The organism is Myxococcus sp. RHSTA-1-4 (assembly GCF_020037125.1).
GTDB lineage: Bacteria > Myxococcota > Myxococcia > Myxococcales > Myxococcaceae > Myxococcus.
The window spans coordinates 123,373-138,787 of sequence record NZ_JAIQDG010000011.1 but is presented as its reverse complement, the minus strand read 5'-3'; the positions used below and the strand labels follow the sequence as shown (position 1 = coordinate 138,787).

13 protein-coding genes are annotated in these 15,415 nt (G+C 70.7%); 9 read left to right on the top strand and 4 right to left on the bottom strand.

Annotated elements, in window-relative coordinates; genetic code table 11:
* Position 1 precedes the first annotated feature (1 nt).
* Positions 2-895 (top strand): ThiF family adenylyltransferase, encoded by an 894-nt coding sequence (locus K8638_RS17205; RefSeq protein ID WP_223755616.1) that lies wholly within the window; start codon positions 2-4, stop codon positions 893-895.
* 3 nt (positions 896-898) lie between these two features.
* On the opposite strand, the gene K8638_RS17200 is transcribed toward K8638_RS17205, so the two are convergent.
* Positions 899-1,864, bottom strand: a complete 966-nt coding sequence (locus tag K8638_RS17200) for a PD-(D/E)XK nuclease family protein (protein WP_223755615.1) — start codon at positions 1,862-1,864, stop codon at positions 899-901.
* 123 nt (positions 1,865-1,987) lie between these two features.
* On the opposite strand from K8638_RS17200, the gene K8638_RS17195 reads away from it, so the two are divergent.
* The 3 genes from K8638_RS17195 to K8638_RS17185 all read left to right on the top strand — a co-directional run bounded on the left by K8638_RS17195 (position 1,988) and on the right by K8638_RS17185 (position 4,643).
* The gene (locus tag K8638_RS17195) at positions 1,988-2,800 is read left to right on the top strand and encodes an SDR family oxidoreductase (RefSeq protein WP_223755614.1); all 813 of its coding nucleotides are present in this window, start codon (positions 1,988-1,990) and stop codon (positions 2,798-2,800) included.
* Between the two features lie 212 nt (positions 2,801-3,012).
* Positions 3,013-4,158 (top strand): A/G-specific adenine glycosylase, encoded by a 1,146-nt coding sequence (mutY, locus tag K8638_RS17190; RefSeq protein WP_370644020.1) that lies wholly within the window; start codon positions 3,013-3,015, stop codon positions 4,156-4,158.
* A 260-nt stretch (positions 4,159-4,418) separates the two neighbouring features.
* The gene (locus K8638_RS17185) at positions 4,419-4,643 is read left to right on the top strand and encodes a DUF2934 domain-containing protein (protein ID WP_223755613.1); all 225 of its coding nucleotides are present in this window, start codon (positions 4,419-4,421) and stop codon (positions 4,641-4,643) included.
* Positions 4,644-4,650: 7 nt separating this feature from the next.
* On the opposite strand, the gene K8638_RS17180 is transcribed toward K8638_RS17185, so the two are convergent.
* A complete protein-coding gene (locus tag K8638_RS17180) occupies positions 4,651-5,745 on the bottom strand; it encodes a hypothetical protein (protein ID WP_223755612.1) in 1,095 nt (364 codons plus the stop codon).
* A 138-nt stretch (positions 5,746-5,883) separates the two neighbouring features.
* On the opposite strand from K8638_RS17180, the gene K8638_RS17175 reads away from it, so the two are divergent.
* The gene (locus K8638_RS17175; protein WP_223755611.1) at positions 5,884-6,444 is read left to right on the top strand and encodes a hypothetical protein; all 561 of its coding nucleotides are present in this window, start codon (positions 5,884-5,886) and stop codon (positions 6,442-6,444) included.
* A 21-nt stretch (positions 6,445-6,465) separates the two neighbouring features.
* Here the strand turns inward: K8638_RS17175 and metH are convergent, their stop codons facing one another.
* Together metH and K8638_RS17165 are read right to left on the bottom strand one after the other, a co-directional pair.
* A complete protein-coding gene (gene metH, locus K8638_RS17170) occupies positions 6,466-9,981 on the bottom strand; it encodes a methionine synthase (protein ID WP_223755610.1) in 3,516 nt (1,171 codons plus the stop codon).
* Positions 9,978-10,874, bottom strand: a complete 897-nt coding sequence (locus K8638_RS17165) for a metalloregulator ArsR/SmtB family transcription factor (protein ID WP_223755609.1) — start codon at positions 10,872-10,874, stop codon at positions 9,978-9,980. The genes metH and K8638_RS17165 overlap by 4 nt, the downstream gene beginning before the upstream one ends.
* A gap of 98 nt (positions 10,875-10,972) precedes the next feature.
* Here K8638_RS17165 and K8638_RS17160 point away from each other — a divergent pair, with 98 nt between their 5' ends.
* From K8638_RS17160 to K8638_RS44890, 4 genes are all read left to right on the top strand, one after another.
* Positions 10,973-11,851, top strand: coding sequence for a patatin-like phospholipase family protein (locus K8638_RS17160; protein ID WP_223755608.1), 879 nt, complete (start codon positions 10,973-10,975; stop codon positions 11,849-11,851).
* An 88-nt stretch (positions 11,852-11,939) separates the two neighbouring features.
* The gene (locus K8638_RS17155; RefSeq protein WP_223755607.1) at positions 11,940-12,545 is read left to right on the top strand and encodes a hypothetical protein; all 606 of its coding nucleotides are present in this window, start codon (positions 11,940-11,942) and stop codon (positions 12,543-12,545) included.
* A gap of 31 nt (positions 12,546-12,576) precedes the next feature.
* Positions 12,577-13,005, top strand: a complete 429-nt coding sequence (locus tag K8638_RS17150; RefSeq protein ID WP_370644013.1) for a hypothetical protein — start codon at positions 12,577-12,579, stop codon at positions 13,003-13,005.
* A gap of 216 nt (positions 13,006-13,221) precedes the next feature.
* Positions 13,222-15,288 (top strand): cytochrome-c peroxidase, encoded by a 2,067-nt coding sequence (locus tag K8638_RS44890; RefSeq protein WP_305071171.1) that lies wholly within the window; start codon positions 13,222-13,224, stop codon positions 15,286-15,288.
* Positions 15,289-15,415: the final 127 nt, after the last annotated feature.

Here is a 15,415-nt window from a genome sequence, read left to right as displayed (position 1 = left end):
CATGAACCCGCAGCCGCTCCCCCCCGCCGCTCCCGAGACAGAGACTCCGCCCGCCCCCCCGGCGGCCCAGGACCGGACCGAGAACTCGCTCGCCCGCCCCTTCAAGCTGTCGCGGCGCTTCGACCGGACAGGCCGGCTGCTGGGCGACTCCGCCATGGAGCGGCTGGCCAATGCCCGCGTGGTGGTCTTCGGCCTGGGCGGCGTGGGCAGCTACGCCGCCGAGGGCCTGGTGCGCAGCGGCATCGGCCACCTCACGCTGGTGGACCATGACGACGTGTGCGTCACCAACACCAACCGCCAGCTCCACGCCACGGTGAAGTCCGTGGGCAAGTCCAAGGCGGAGCTGATGGGGCAGCGCTGCCAGGAAATCAATCCGCAGGCCCGGGTCGAGGCCCTGCGCGAGTTCTACCGCGAGGAGGTGGCCGAGCAGATGCTGCAGGCCGGCCAGTACGACTTCGTGGTGGACGCCATCGACAACGTGAAGGCGAAGCTGCACCTGCTGCACCGCTGCGTGACGCTGGGAATCCCCGTGGTCAGCTCCATGGGCGCCGCGGGCCGGCTGGACCCCACGGCCATCCGCGTGGAGGACCTGTCCGAGACGCACATGGACCCGTTCGCCAAGGACATCCGCAAGCTGCTCAAGCGCAAGTACGGGGTGGAGACGGACCGGCACACCGGCATCACCGCCGTCTACTCCATCGAGGCGCGGCGGCTGCCCGTGGCCTTGCAGTACGACGACGCCACCGACGGCTTCCTGTGCGTGTGCCCGCAGGACAATGACTTCCACACCTGCGACCACCGCACCCAGATTGACGGCAGCGTGGCCTTCGTCACGTCGTGCTTCGGCATGAACGCGGCCGGCGTGGTGGTGCGGCGGCTGGCGGCGACGCGGTAGCCGCTACGCCACCTGCTGCTGCGCCTGGGCCGCGGCGGCCTCGCGCCCGCAGGGGCGCCGGAAGACGCAGCGCGCGCAGGCAGTCAGCGCCTCGGTGGGCGGGAAGGCGGACGCGTCCAGCGGGGTGTTGGTGACCGGGTCCTTCAGCAGGGCCCGCATCTTCGCCACGCTCCCCTCGAAGTGCCGGCGGAACGAGTCCATGGCCGCCGGGTCCACCATCACGTCCTGCTCCTTCCCCTCGTTGAGGTACACCAGCGAGGCGCGCACCTTCTCCACCGGAACGCGGTAGCGCTGCGACACGTAGAGCGCGTAGCCGAGCACCTGCTCGTCGTACCCGTCGCGCGCCTTGCCCGTCTTCCAGTCCACCACCACCGTGGTGCCGTCCGCGTCCACGAAGGCGAAGTCAGGGATGGCGAAGACCTTCACCCCGTCCAGCGTGAAGTGCGCGAAGTCAAAGCCCGCATCCACCTCCAGCCACTGCTCGGGCTTCATCCCCCTGGCCACCTGGGGCCAGCGCGACGTGAAGAACCAGGCCAGCGCCGAGCGAACCGTCTCCCAGTTCTGCTTCCACGCGTCGTCCGGCACCACGTCGCCGTACTCGTGCTCCACCAGGCCGGTGAACTGCTTGCGGTACTTCTGCGTCCAGTACGCCTTGCCGCGTGAATGCCGGAAGTCGTCCTGCATCAGCTTGCGCGCCCGCGTCTCCACCACCGCCGGGTCCACGGCGCGCCCCGCCCGCCAGTCGAGCAGCACGTCCTTGATGGCCTCGTGCACCACGCTGCCGGCCCAACTGAAGCGGTTGGCCAGCTTCTTCAGCACGTACAGCTCCCGCACGTCCTTCGGCGCGTCCGCCTCCCACCCGCCCCAGGAGCGGTAGTAGTAGAGGTAATAGGCCCGGAGGCACTCGGAGAACTTCTCGTGGCGGCTCTTGGACCAGGAGAAGTCGTTGCTGAGGGTGGGACGCCGCATGGAAGCGGCGCATCCTAGGCGTTCGCCTGCCCCTCCAGAAGGGGAACGAGCAGGGAAACGAGCGCCCGCCTCCGGTTGAAAGACACTTTGGGGACGCTACCAGGAGGGTATGGTGCGCGCGGCATGAAGACCCAACCCTTCAAGGGCCGGGTGGTCCTCATTACGGGGGCTTCCGGCGGCATCGGGCGGGCGGCGGCGAAGCGGTATGCGGAGGCGGGCGCGGACGTCGTGCTCGCCGCCCGGCGCCTTCCGCGGGTGGAGGACGCGGCCCGTGAAGTGGCGTCACTCGGCGTGAGGGCACTGCCCGTGCGGTGCGACGTCACCGTGGGCGAGGACGTAGAGCGGCTCATGCGCGAGACAGAGGCCGCGTTCGGCGGGCTGGACGTGCTCGTCAACAATGCCGGCCAGGGGCTCTACGGGCCGCTGGAGGCCATCAGCGAGGCACAGCTCCGGCAGGTCTTCGAGCTGAACGTGTTCGGCCTGTGGCGGGTGACACGGGCGGCGATGCCGCTGTTGCGCAGGCGCCCCGGCGCCCAGGTGGTCAACGTCAGCTCGGTGCTGGGCCACCGGGGGCTGCCGCTGCTGGGAGGCTATTGCGCGTCCAAGGCCGCGGTGAACGCGATGACCGAGTCGCTGCGCGCGGAGCTGGCCGCCGAGGGCATCCGCGTGCTGCTCGTCTCCCCGGGCCTCACGGAGAGCGAGTTCCGGGAGAACCGCCTCCACGCGGAGGGCTGGCGGCAGGAGGCCATTCCGCTCAAGGCCATGTCCGCCGAGGACGTGGCCACCGCCATGGTGCGCGCGAGCCTGCGCGGCCGCCGCGACACCGTGCTCACCCTTCCCGGCCGCGTCATGGTGCTGGCCAACCGGCTCGTGCCCGGACTGTTCGACCGCATCGCCCGCCGCATGGCGGCCCCTCCGAAGAAGAAGGACGCATGAGCCCCCGCGGTCCCCGTAGGAAGCGGGCCGAGGCCCCTCCGGCCCCGGCCGCCGATGTGCAAGCCCACTCCGACGGTCCGGCGCCTCGCACGAAGCGCACGGCGCTCGCCACGGCAAAGAACGGGCGCACGAAGGACGATACCGCCACGGGGCGGGCGAAGCGCTCCGGCACGTCCGCGCCGACGCCCGACGCTGAAGGAGCCGGGCAAGCCATCACCACGCGAGCTTCCCGCGCGAAACGAACCGCGGCTCCTCCTCCTACCGCGTCCCCCGCCCCCGGGCACCTGGCCGCCGTGCGCGGCCCGCTGCTGGGCTGGTACGACCGCAACAAGCGGGACCTGCCGTGGCGCCGCACGAGGGACCCGTACGCCATCTGGCTGAGCGAGGTGATGCTCCAGCAGACGCAGGTGTCCACGGTGATTCCCTACTGGGAGCGCTTCCTCGCGCGCTTCCCCACGGCGCTCGCGCTGGCGTCCGCGCCGCTGGACGACGTGCTCGCCGGGTGGAAGGGCCTCGGCTACTACAGCCGCGCGCGCAACCTGCACCGCGCCGCGCAGGAGGTGGTGGCGCGCTTTGGCGGCGGGCTGCCCTCCACCGCCGAGGAGCTGCTCACCCTGCCCGGCTTCGGCCGCTACACCGCGGGCGCGGTGGCCTCCATCGCCTTCGGAGAGGAAGCCCCTCTCGTGGACGGCAACGTGGCGCGCGTGCTGTCGCGCATCTTCGAGGTGGAGGGCCTCCCCGGTGACAAGGAGCGCGAGGCCGCCCTCTGGGCCCTGGCCACCGCACTGGTGAAGGGCGAGCGCCCAGGTGACTTCAATCAAGCCCTCATGGAGCACGGCGCCACCACCTGCCGGCCGGAGAGCCCGCTGTGCCTGCTGTGCCCCGTGCGTGGCGCGTGCGTCGCCTTCCGCAAGGGCCGCGTGGACGAGCTACCTCCCGCCAAGGTGCGCGCGACGCCGAAGAAGCTGACGCTGGCCCTCGCGGTGTGGCCGCATGCGGGCACCCTCCTCTTCGCGCGCCGCGCGGACGCGGGCCTCTTCGGGGGGCTGTGGGAGTTGCCCGCCGCCGAGGTGGAGGAAGACCTGGCGGAAGCCGAGGCCATCGTCCGGCTCGCGGCCTCGTTGGGCTCGGAGGTGAAGCTGGAGGCCGCGCTGGGCACGGTGAAGCGGCAGCTCACGCACCGCGACCTCACGCTGCGCCTGCTCCGCGTGTCCGGCCCCCAGCGCCCCACCCGCGCTCCCGCCTTCCAGGAGCTGCGCTGGTGCACGCCCGCCGAGGCCGCCGCGCTCGGCATGAGCACCGCCATGCAGCGCGCGCTGGACGCCGCGCTCGGCTCGGGCGTGCTCAACGGCGGCTGACACCGGGCGGGTTCACCGGCGCCCACCCTGCCGGGGGCCACGCCGGCTTCGTCCACCCGAGCCCTGACACCAGCATCCCGCACGTCCCGCCCGTGCGGGCAGCCTCCACCCGGAGCGACGGTGCGCCGGAGCTTCCGTGCACCACCCGACAGTGTCGCGTCCGTCCTGTTGCTCCGAGAACCCCTGACCCGAGGGGTCGCTTTCGCGTGCCCCACCCGAGTCCCAAACTCCGCGCGCCAAATTCACCGGAGGAGCCTCCCATGGCACGCAACACCGCCAACAAGCAGCCCCAGCACACCCCGGCGAGCACGCCGGCGCGGCCCCCGAGCACGATGGCCGTGGCCCCGGCGCCCCGGAACACCCCCACGCACGAGCAGATTGCCCGGCGCGCCTATGAAATCTTCCTCGCCCGGGGTGGCACGCCCGGCAACCCCGAGCAGGACTGGTTCCAGGCCGAGCGCGAGCTGAGCCTCGGCCGCCAGTAGTCCCCGCTCAATGGGGAGTCGGTGACTGGAACCCGACGGGACGCTCGGCCTCGAGCGCTCCGCGGAGCCGCCGCTGCGCCGCCTTCAGCTCCTCCAGGATGCGCTCGGCGTCCACCACCGAGCGCATCGCCAGCCCGCACGCGGGCGTCAGCACCACGGTGGACACCACCCGCGGGAAGGTGAAGCCGCGCGGCAGCGCCGCCTTCAGCGTCGCCTCCACCGAGTCCACCAGCTCCCCCACCTCGTACGAGGACGCCAGGTCCGTGGGGACAATGCCCAGGCTGAGCGTCGCCCCCGACGCGAGGAAGCGCTCCAGCGCGTCGCGCTCCTCCACCATGGCATCCAGCGACAGCCGCACGTCCAGGGACAGCAGGTCCGGCTGCACGTCCAGCAGCGCGCCCCAGTCCGTGTTGCCGCAGCAGTGCACGCCCACCAGCGCGCCCTCGCGCTGGAGCGCCACCACCAGCAGCTTCAACTCCTGCAGCGCCAGCAGGTGCCGCGGGTTGGTGCGCTGGAAGGCGTAGAGCCCCGGCTCATCCAGGAAGAACAGCGGCGTGGTGTTCGCGCGCCGCAGCGCCTTCACCATGGCCAGCGAGCGCGCCAGCACCAGCCGGAACATGACCTGGTCCAGCCCCGGCACCTCCAGCGCCGGCTGGCCCGTGCTGGTGCGCGCCACCGAGCGCACCGTGAAGGGCCCCGCGAGCTGCGCCTTCGCGAAGGCCAGCTTCCGCGTCTCCACCTCCCACAGGAAGGGACGCCAGGCGCGGCACGCCTCCGGCGAAGGCTCGAAGGCCTCCAGGGTTCCGGCCGAGAGCGCCGCCTCCAGCCGCGCCTCGAAGTCCGCGCGGCCCGACTCCCAGGCCGCCAGGTCCACCGTGCACAGGCCCTCGTCGTCGAAGGACAGGCCCGGCAGCCCCTCCAGGGCCGCGGGAATCATCAGCTCGGAGGGGTGCCCCACGGGGAGCTGCGGCAGGAAGGGGATGTCCAGGGCCAGCGCGGCCTGGAGGCCCAGCTCCACCTGGGTATGGGGCAGGCTCCCGATGCCGGTGGTCGCACAGGCAGGCAGGAGCTGGACGGCTCGGCGGATGTTCGGCGCGCTCATGGGCCCCAGTCTATCCGCTCCCTCCTCTTCCGGGGGGCCCCACCATCCCGGGTCCGCCGGGTGGCCGACCTTTCCAGCCGGCCCCATCGTTCCCGCAGGGTGCCCGGAGAGGCATCCCGTCGGCGACAGGAGGGACGCATGCGGTTCCGGCGATTCTTCGGGTGTGCAGTCGTCCTCGCGGTGGCGCCCCTGGCCGCTCCCGCGCTCGCGCAGGACAGGGGACTGACGGTGCAGAGCGGGGTGACGGCCTTCACGGGAGGCCTGGGCGGACAGACGAACGTGGGCTCCTTCCTGAGCCTCCAGGCCGAGGCCCGGCCCCTCTCATTCCTGGCCCTGGAGGTGGGTTACGAGGGCTCGGCCAATGGCTTCGAGGAGGACAACAGCGGCGCGCTGTGGCGCCACAACCTGGGCGTCCTGGTGAAGCTGCAGCCCGTGCTGGCGAACCGCTGGGCGCCCTTCCTGGGAGCGGGCGGGGGCGTCAGCTACCTCGACCCGACGGGTGAGACGGGCGCCAACGTCTTCGCTGACGGCTTCGTCATGGAGGTGCCGGTCTCGGCCGGCCTCGAATACCTGCTCGAAGGCGTGACGATGGGCGCGCGCGCCACGTACCGCGTCATGGCCGGAGAGGACATCGCCCCCGGCAGCTTCGACGAGGGCGACCTCTTCACCGCGGGGCTGAGCCTGAGCGGACGCTTCTAGACGCGGGGCCTCCGTCCCCGCTCACGTCACGGAGAAGTACGAGGCCTGCGGGTGGTGGAAGACGATGGCGGAGACGGAGGCCTCCGGCTCCATCATGCAGCCGTCGGTGAGCTGCACGCCGATTTCCTCCGGCCGCAGCGCGGCGAACAGCTTCGCCTGGTCCTCCAGGCGCGGGCACGCGGGGTAGCCGAAGGAGTAGCGCTTGCCGGGGTACTCCGCGCGGAAGCGCTCCAGCATCGTCATGTCGGGGCGGTCCGGCGTCCCCCACATGCTCCGCAGCTGCGTGTGCAGCATCTCCGCGTAGGCCTCGGCCGTCTCCAGCGCCAGCGCCTGCACGGCGTGCATCTTCAGGAACTCGCCCTTCGCCTTCAGCTCCTCGGCCAGTTCGCGGATGCCGGCGCCCGCGGTGACGACGAACATGGCCACGTTGTCCCTCGGCTGCCCGCCCTCCAGCGGCCGGAGGTAGTCCGCGAGGCACAGCCCGCCCTCGCGGTCCTGGCGCGGGAAGTCGAAGGACGCCGCCTCCTGCCCGGTGCGCCCGTCGAAGAGCACCACCCGGTTGCCGTCACCGGCCGCCTGGAAGAACTGGAAGACGGCGCGCGCATGCATGGTGCCGCCGCGCAGCATGCCCTTCAGCTCCTCCACCGCCTCCTTCAGCGCGAGCGCCTTGCGGCCCTCCTCCGTCTTCGCGAGCTCCGCCTCCGCCGGCGTGCCCAGCGCGCGCGACGAGCTGCGCAGGCCCAGGTGCCGCCCGTACAGCATCACCGGGTTGATGAACTTCCAGATGTGGTCCAGCGGCGTGTTCGTCAGCACGTGCCGCTCCCAGTCCGGCGCGGACGGCACCTTGTCCAGGACGGCGATTTCCGCGCTGCGCGGGCGGGACACGGGCGCCGTCGCGGCCGGGCGCTCCTTCACCTCGCGCGCCAGCTTCTCGCGGCGCGCGGCCAGCTCGCCGCGCAGCTTCTCGTGCGAGCCCGGGTCCACAATCTGCTTCGCCAGGTCCAGGCCGCTCATCGCGTCCTGCGCGTAGGCCACCGTGCCGCCGCCGTAGGCCGGGGCGATGTTGCGGTCCACGAAGTTGCGGCTGAGCGCCGCGCCACCCACCAGAATCGGCGTCTCCACGCCGGCCCGCTTCAAGTCCTCCGCGGTGGCCACCATCTGGTGCGCGCTCTTCACCAGCAGGCCCGACAGGCCCAGGATGTCCGGCCGGTGCTCGCGCACCGCCTGCACCAGTTGCTCCGGCGGAACCTTGATGCCCAGGTTCACCACCTGGAAGCCGTTGTTGGCGAGGATGATTTCCACCAGGTTCTTCCCGATGTCGTGCACGTCGCCCTTCACCGTGGCGAGCACCACCTTGCCGCGCGTGGCCGCCTGGGCCTTGCTCATGTACGGCTCCAGGAAGCCCACGGCCGCCTTCATGGACTCGGCGCTCTGGAGCACCTCCGCGACGATGAGCTCGTTGGCGGCGAAGAGGCGGCCCACCTCGTCCATGCCCTTCATCAGGGGGCCGTTGATGATGTCCAGCGGCGCGTACTTCTTCAGCGCCTCCTCCAGGTCCGCGGCGAGGCCGTCGCGCGTGCCCTCGATGATGTAGCGCTGCAGCCGCTCCTCCAGCGGCAGGGTGCTCACCGCAGCGCGGGCCGGCTTGCGCTCGCGGAAGTGCGCGGCGAAGGGCGTCACCGGGTCCTCGCCCCGGTTGTAGAGCAGGTCCTCCGCCAGCTTGCGCTCCTCCTCCGGCAGCGAGGCGTAGCGCTCCAGCTTCTCCGAGTTGACGAGCGCCGCGTCCAGGCCCGCCTGGACGCAGTGGTAGAGGAAGACGGAGTTGAGCACCTCGCGGCCCGCGGTGGGCAGGCCGAAGGACACGTTGGAGATGCCCAGCACCGTCTTGCAGCGAGGGAAGCGCTCCTTGATGAGGCGCACGCCCTCAATCGTCTCCACGCCGCTGCCGGTGTACTGCGTGTCGCCGGAGGCGCACGGGAAGACGAGCGGGTCGAAGTACAGGTCCTCCGGCTTCATGCCGTACTTCTTCGTGAGCAGCTCGAACGAGCGCTCCGCAACCTCCAGCTTGCGCTGGCGATTGACGGCCATGCCCGTCTCGTCGATGCAGCCCACCACCAGCGCCGCGCCGAAGCGGCGCGCCAGCGGCACCACCTTCTCGAAGCGCTCCTCCCCGTCCTCCAGGTTGACCGAGTTGATGATGGCCTTGCCCTGGCTGTACGTGAGCGCCATCTCGATGACGCGCTCGTCCGTGGAGTCAATCATCAGGGGCACGCGCACCTTCTTGACGACCACCTCCAGGAAGCGGCGCATGTCCTCCAGCTCGTCCCGGTCCGGGTTGGCGAGGCAGATGTCGATGACCTGCGCGCCGCGCTTCACCTGCGCGCGGGCAATCTCCGACGCGTCGTCGAGCTGGCCCGCGACGATGAGCTCCTTGAACTTCTTGCTGCCGATGACGTTGGTGCGCTCACCGACGATGAGCGGCCGCTCGTCCTCCTTCACCTCCACGTAGTCCACGCCGGACAGCGAGGCGCGGGGACGGGGCGTGGCGGTGCGCGGCTTCAGGCCCTGCACGGCCTTCGCCAGCGTCTCGATGTGGCCCGCGTGCGTGCCGCAACAGCCACCCACCACGTTGAGCCAGCCCTGCTCACAGAAGCGCCGCAGGGAGCGGGCAATCATCTCCGGCGTCTCCAGGTAGTGGCCGTTCTCGTCCGGCAGGCCGGCGTTGGGCACGCACGACACCGGGAAGGCGCTCATCGCGGACAGCGAGCGGATGTGGTCCGTCATGAAGTCCGGGCCGGTGGCGCAGTTGAGGCCCAGGTAGAGGAGGTCCGCGTGCTCCAGCGACGCGGCCAGGCTCTCCACGCTCTGGCCCGCCAGCATCGTCCCCATGGGTTCAATCGTGCCGGACACCGCCACCGGCAGCGCGTAGCCCAGCTTCTGGAAGGCCCGCTCGATGCCGAGCAGCGCCGCCTTCACGTTGCGCGTGTCCTGCGCCGTCTCCACCAGCAGGTAGTCCGAGCCGCCGCGCGCGAGCCCCTCGGCCTGCACGGCGAAGTTGTCCACCAGCTCCTCGAAGGTGATGCCGCCGGTGACGCTGATGGCCTTGGTGGTGGGGCCGATGGAGCCCGCCACCCAGCGCACCCGCCCGTCCCTGGCCTCGGCGGCGGCGGCGGCGTTGCGGGCCAGCCGCGCGGAGGCCTCGTTGATTTCGAGCGCCTTGTGGCCCAGGCCGAACTCGTTGAGCACCAGCGGCGTGCCGCCGAAGCTATCCGTCTCCGTCACGTCCGCGCCCGCCGCGAAGTAGCGCGCGTGGATGTTCTCGATGATGTCCGGCCGGGTGAGGACGAGGTGCTCGTTGCAGCCCTCGTACTCCGCGCCGCCGAAGTCCGCCGCCTTGAGGTCGTGCCCCTGGAGCAGCGTGCCCATGGCGCCGTCCAGCACCAGCACGCGCTCGCGCATCGCGGCGCGCAGGGCCTCCACTCGGCGGCCATTCTCACCAGCGGGGGGCGGCAGTGCGGTGGGCAGGTGGGTCGTCATGATGGCTTGACTCCAGTCAACAGGAAGACGCGGAAGGGACTGGCCCCGTCGCGCGCGTGCGTCTCGCGGGTAAGGGACGTGAAGCCGGCCTCGCGCAGGGCGGCTTCGAGGGATTCGGGTGCGAAGCCCAGGTGCCGGTGGCCCAGCCGCTCCAGCACCCAGCGCTCCTCGTGCGGCATCAGCTCCAGCACCACCAGCCGGCCGCCCGGCTTGAGGAGGCGCGCGGCCTCGGCCAGCACCGCCGAGGGGGACTCCACATGGTGGAGGCTCTGCGAAATCACGACGAGGTCCATCCGCCGCGCCTTCAGCGACAGGCGGTGCAGGTCCTCGCACAGGAAGGTGATGTTGGTGAGGCCCTCGCGGCCGGCGCGCTCGCGGGCCTGCACCAGCGCGTCCGCGTTCTGGTCGATGGCCCACACGTGCCGCGCCCACCGCGCGATGGCCACGCTCAGCACACCGGTGCCGCAGCCGAAGTCCGCCACGTCCAGCGGCGGCAGCAGCGACGCCAGCGCCCCGGCCCACAGGAACCAGGACTGGCCCGGCTCCAGGAGCCGCTCGTTGAGCGCCTGCCGGTCCTCGCGCGCGCGCAGCAAGTCCTTCAGCCGCGCCGAGTCACCCGCCGCGTCCTCGGCCTCCCGGGCCATCCGGATGAGGGGCCAGCGGGCGTCCCCCTGCTCCAGCGCCAGCGAGTAGTAGCTGAAGCCCGCCTGCCGCTCCTCGCGCAGGAGCCCCAGGCCCTTCAGCTTGCCCAGGTGGTGCGACACCGAGGACTGCGCCACCCCCACCAGGGACACCAGCTCCGTCACGTTCAGCGGAGCCTCGGCCACCAGCCGGAGGATGCGCAGCCGCGTCGGGTCTCCGAGCACCCGGAATGATTGGGACAGCTCTTCCATATCGCCGCATCAACATATGTCGATGCCCAGGCGCGGGACAAGGGGGCTCTCGACGCGTCGCGTTGCCTGATTCCGGACAGTGGCGTACATGTGGAGACATGCCGCCTCCCACCCTGCAGCAACTCCTCGAAGGCAAACGGTTCGGCCTGGTCCTCTCCGCGGGCTACTTCGGCTTCTATGGGCACGCTGGCTTCCTCAAGGGGCTGGCGGCCTCGGGGCTGAAGCCCCGCGCGTACGCGGGCACGTCCGCGGGTGGCATGGTGGCGGCGTACGCGGCGGCGGGGACGCCGGTGCACGCGATTGAAGAGCTGGTGCTGCGGCAGACGCGGGCCAACTTCTGGGACCCGGACCCGATTGGCGCGGTGCTGAACGCGGGCGCGGCGGGGCACGGGCCCACGGGGCTGCTCAAGGGCGAGCGCTTCCGGCGGCTCTTGGAGGACACGCTGGCGGTGCGCACCTTCGAGGAGCTGCCGACCCCGTTGCTGCTGGTGGCCTCCAATCTCACGCTGGGCCGGCACGAGGTCTTCACCTCGGGCGAGCTGGCTCCTCGCGTCCACGCCACCTGCGCCTATCCGGGCCTGTTCCGCGCGGTGCCGCTGGAGGGCAACCTGTACTGGGACGGCGGGCTCGTGGACAAGGCGCCCGCGCTGTCACTCAACGAGAGCGCGGTGGGCAAGGAGCTGGACGCCATCCTCGTGCACTTCCTGCCCAGCCGGACGCGCAAGGTGGTGGGCGGGCCCATGGCGTACGCGCAGGGCCTGGCCGCGGGCTCGGCGGCGCTGCGCAGAGACCACTTCCGCCTCCAGCTCTCCGTGCTGGAGCAGCGCCAGGTGCCCGTCTATGTCGTCGTCTCCAACCTGCCACCGGTGACGCCCACCACCATGGAGCGCGGCTTCGACGCTTTGGACCAGGGGCGCCTGTCCGCCGAGCGCGCCCTGGCGCGGCCTCCGCTGCCCTTCGCACAGGCCGAGTGGTAGGGGGCTGGACACGGATGCGGAGCTACTCCGCTCCCCCTTGAATGGCCGGGGAGCGCACATCGGGCATCGACTCATGCGGCGATTCAGGATGGCTCTGCTGGCGGTGACGGCTTGCTCCACCGGAGCAACCCGGACCGATGAAACCGAGAACTACGGGTTCAAGGGAAAGGAGGTGTGGGTACGCGGTCCCTGGCCGGAGATAGAACCGTCACGCAACGTCGACGACGTCATCGACCAACTCTGTCCAGCCATCGTGAGGTTGCCCCGAGCCACCGCGGGGGACTATGGGCAGGAGTATTGCGGAGTCATCTACTCCCTCGGTGACGGCGTGTACCATGCAAGCCATCCCTCTCCGTTGGCTCCGATAGTGCTGGTCGGACCGGCCAGGAAGAAGAAGTGCCAGCCTCCTCGCTACGTCAACGATGCGCGAGGCCGGGCGGTTTTCTGGGGGGACTACCACAGCCATCCATGGGCCCCCTCTGCCCTGTCAGAGGAAGACAGACGAGCCAACCTTCAACTCTACCACGTCCGAATCCAGTTCGATTCATCCTGCACCGTGATGAAGCTGATTCCCTATCTGAACGAGGATCGCCCCGGCGAGGTGTATGTGCGGCGAGAAAAGAAGTGGGTGCTGACCGCGTACATCAAGCCCGAAGACAAGAAGTCGGGGCGGATGACCTTCGTTGATGAATAGAACAACAAGGCCAGGCCTCCGGACGGGACCGATGATGAAGCACCTCCTGCTGCTCACTTTCTGCCTCCTGTCATCCTCATGCGCGCTCCTGCACCGGCACGAGCGCCCAGTCCATGCTCCGCCTGAAGAGGCGGCACGGGTCCAGTTCCCAGACCAGCTTCCAGCGGAAGGGCTGAACGAACTCTCCGGAACCATCGCCGCCGCGATTCAGCTCGCGATGGACGACTTCCGCCCTCCAGGAACTCGCCCCCATCGCGGAGCCACTCCCACCGAGCAGTGTCTCTACCGACGCCAGTCCTTCGATGTGTTGGCTGCTCCCGGTACCGACGGGGTGGTGTTCGTGCGCTTCGTCTTCAATCCGGACGCGTGCTCCGAGGAAGAAAGGGCGGTTGTCCTCGATGCGGGCGCCACCTACGCCATCGACGTACGTCAGTGGCGCATCCTCGCGGTTCAGCCTTGACCCGGAACGCGCTCGAAGCGGCGCCCGCGCACGCTGCCGCTGGGGGCGTCCCCCCCACGCCGGATCAACGTGAGGTCTTCGCACAGGCCGAGTGGTAGGCGCGCTCGGGAGAACCCGTCCTTCACGAAGGTTGCGCCGGGAAACTGCTGCAACTTGATTGTCAGTCTCCTCCCCTAGAGTCTGTCGGCCGCTGAACAGTGCAGCGAGGGGGAGTCCATGACAATCAAGCCGTACGTTGGAGCAGTGCTGGGGAGCCTCGTGGTGGGGGCCCTCGGCTGTGGCGACGCGGGCAGTGCGACGCCGGAGGGCCGGCTGGGAACAGCCACCCGCGCGCTGGAGGAGGGCATCCCCCGCGTGCAGAACCCGCCGCCCGCGAGTGACTTGAGCAACCTGCCAGGAGATTTGCGCGCCATCTCCGTGCCGAAGCCGCCGAACCTCGGTGACTTCGTGAAGGACGAGCAGGCCGCGATTGCGCTGGGCAAGGCGCTCTTCTGGGACATGCAGGTCGGCAGTGACGGGAAGACGGCATGCGCGAGCTGCCACTTCCGGGCCGGCGCGGACCCGCGCTCGAAGAACCAGCTCAGCCCGGGCCTGAAGCGCACGCCGGACGCCGACCTCACCTTCACCACCGGCGGGCCGAACCACCAGCTCCAGGCCTCGGACTTCCCCCTGACGCGGCTGGCCGTCCCGGGCGTGCGCGGAGCGCTGGACCCGGCGACGGACAGCAACGACGTCGTCTCGTCGCAGGGCGTGCACTGGCTGGCGCCGGGACTGGACCCGCAGGGCTTCGGGCTGGGCTTCGTGAAGGCGCGCCGGGTGGAGCCCCGCAACACCCCGTCGGTCATCAACGCCGTCTTCAACCACCGCCAGTTCTGGGATGGCCGCGCGGAGAGCGTCTTCAACGGGGTGAACCCATTCGGCACCCGGGACCCGGACGCGAAGGTGTTCCGCGCGGATGACCCGCGCAACCCGGTGGAGGTGCGCGTCGAGCTGGCGAACTCGAGCCTCGCGTCCCAGGCCGTGGGTCCCATCGTGAGTGATTTGGAGATGGCGGCGCCCGGGCGCACCCCGCTGGACGTGGGCCGCGCGCTCGCGAAGGCGTCGCGGAAGGTGGCCCGGCGGATGGAGAAGGTCCGCCCGCTCGCGCTCCAGCAGGTGGACCCGACGGACAGCGTGCTGGGCCCGCTGAGCCGCTGGCCGCAGCCGGGGCTCGACGTGCCGACGTACAACGCCCTGGTGAAGGCTGCCTTCCACGACGTGTGGTGGCGCTCGCGCCGGCTCATCCAGGTGGCTCCGGATGGGACGCGCACCGTCGTCAGGTACGCGGACGACGACCCGGCGACCGAGGAGTACACGCTGCTGCAGTACAACTTCAGCCTCTTCTTCGGCATCGCCATCCAGATGTACGAGGCGACGCTCGTCTCGGATGACACGCCGTGGGACCGCTTCCGCCGCGAGCACCCCGCCGCCACGGACCCGGCCCTGAACCCGTGGACGAACACCGCGCCGAATCACATCAGCCGGCAGGCGCTCTTCGGCGCGCACCTCTTCAATGACCGCACGCGCGGGCCCACGAACATCCGCTGCTCGAACTGCCACGAGTCCGCCGAGCTGACCGACGCCTCCGTGCGCCGCATCACCGCCGCGGCCAACGGCCCGGTGCGCAACCGCGACGGCAACATCATCGACAAGGGCTTCAACAACATCGGCCTGCGGCCCACTTCGGATGACCTGGGCGTGGGCGCCAGCGACGTGTTCGGCCCGTTGTCCCATTCGAAGCGCCTCTTCCCCGGCGCGCTGCCCGCCACCTTCGACGGCGCGGCCGTGTCCAAGGGCCTGGGCGTGGAGGGCGCGTTCAAGGTCCCCTCGCTGCGCAACGTGGCCCTCACCGCGCCGTACTTCCACAACGGCGACGCGCGCACGCTGCACGAGGCCGTGGAGCTCTACAGCCGCGGTGGCAACGTGGCCCCCGTCACGCAGACGGACGGGACGCCCATCGAGCCGCTCGGTGTGCCGTCCCTGAAGCCGGAGGAGGTCGACGCCATCGTCGCCTGGCTGGAGGCGCTCACCGACGAGCGGGTCCTCTACCGCCGCGCGCCGTTCGACCACCCGCAGCTCTTCGTGCCCAACGGCCACCCGGGAGACGGCACGTCGCTCGTGGACGCGGACGGAGACGGCTTCGCGGATGACGCGCTGCTGGAGATTCCGGCGGTGGGCGCCGCGGGTGGAGCGCCGCTCCCGGGCTTCCTGGAGGGGCCGTTCGGACCCCAGGGCTCGCTCTGAGAGCGGGTGGCTGGCGACTGTTCGGTGGTGGACAGTCGCCGGCTCGCATCCAGAAATTGATGACAGACCGGGAACGCAAGATGTCCGCGTGATTCGCACCCGTCCGGGCATGGGTCCGGGCGGGCCG

Excerpts from the sequence above, each read along its gene's own strand:
- K8638_RS17165 (WP_223755609.1), bottom strand. The coding sequence starts at position 10,874 with ATGGAAGAGCTGTCCCAATCATTCCGGGTGCTCGGAGACCCGACGCGG.
- K8638_RS17175 (WP_223755611.1), top strand. The coding sequence starts at position 5,884 with ATGCGGTTCCGGCGATTCTTCGGGTGTGCAGTCGTCCTCGCGGTGGCG.
- K8638_RS17155 (WP_223755607.1), top strand. The coding sequence starts at position 11,940 with ATGGCTCTGCTGGCGGTGACGGCTTGCTCCACCGGAGCAACCCGGACC.
- K8638_RS17150 (WP_370644013.1), top strand. The coding sequence starts at position 12,577 with ATGATGAAGCACCTCCTGCTGCTCACTTTCTGCCTCCTGTCATCCTCA.
- K8638_RS17185 (WP_223755613.1), top strand. The coding sequence starts at position 4,419 with ATGGCACGCAACACCGCCAACAAGCAGCCCCAGCACACCCCGGCGAGC.
- metH (WP_223755610.1), bottom strand. The coding sequence starts at position 9,981 with ATGACGACCCACCTGCCCACCGCACTGCCGCCCCCCGCTGGTGAGAAT.
- K8638_RS17205 (WP_223755616.1), top strand. The coding sequence starts at position 2 with ATGAACCCGCAGCCGCTCCCCCCCGCCGCTCCCGAGACAGAGACTCCG.
- K8638_RS17200 (WP_223755615.1), bottom strand. The coding sequence starts at position 1,864 with ATGCGGCGTCCCACCCTCAGCAACGACTTCTCCTGGTCCAAGAGCCGC.
- K8638_RS17195 (WP_223755614.1), top strand. The coding sequence starts at position 1,988 with ATGAAGACCCAACCCTTCAAGGGCCGGGTGGTCCTCATTACGGGGGCT.
- K8638_RS17160 (WP_223755608.1), top strand. The coding sequence starts at position 10,973 with ATGCCGCCTCCCACCCTGCAGCAACTCCTCGAAGGCAAACGGTTCGGC.
- K8638_RS44890 (WP_305071171.1), top strand. The coding sequence starts at position 13,222 with ATGACAATCAAGCCGTACGTTGGAGCAGTGCTGGGGAGCCTCGTGGTG.
- K8638_RS17180 (WP_223755612.1), bottom strand. The coding sequence starts at position 5,745 with ATGAGCGCGCCGAACATCCGCCGAGCCGTCCAGCTCCTGCCTGCCTGT.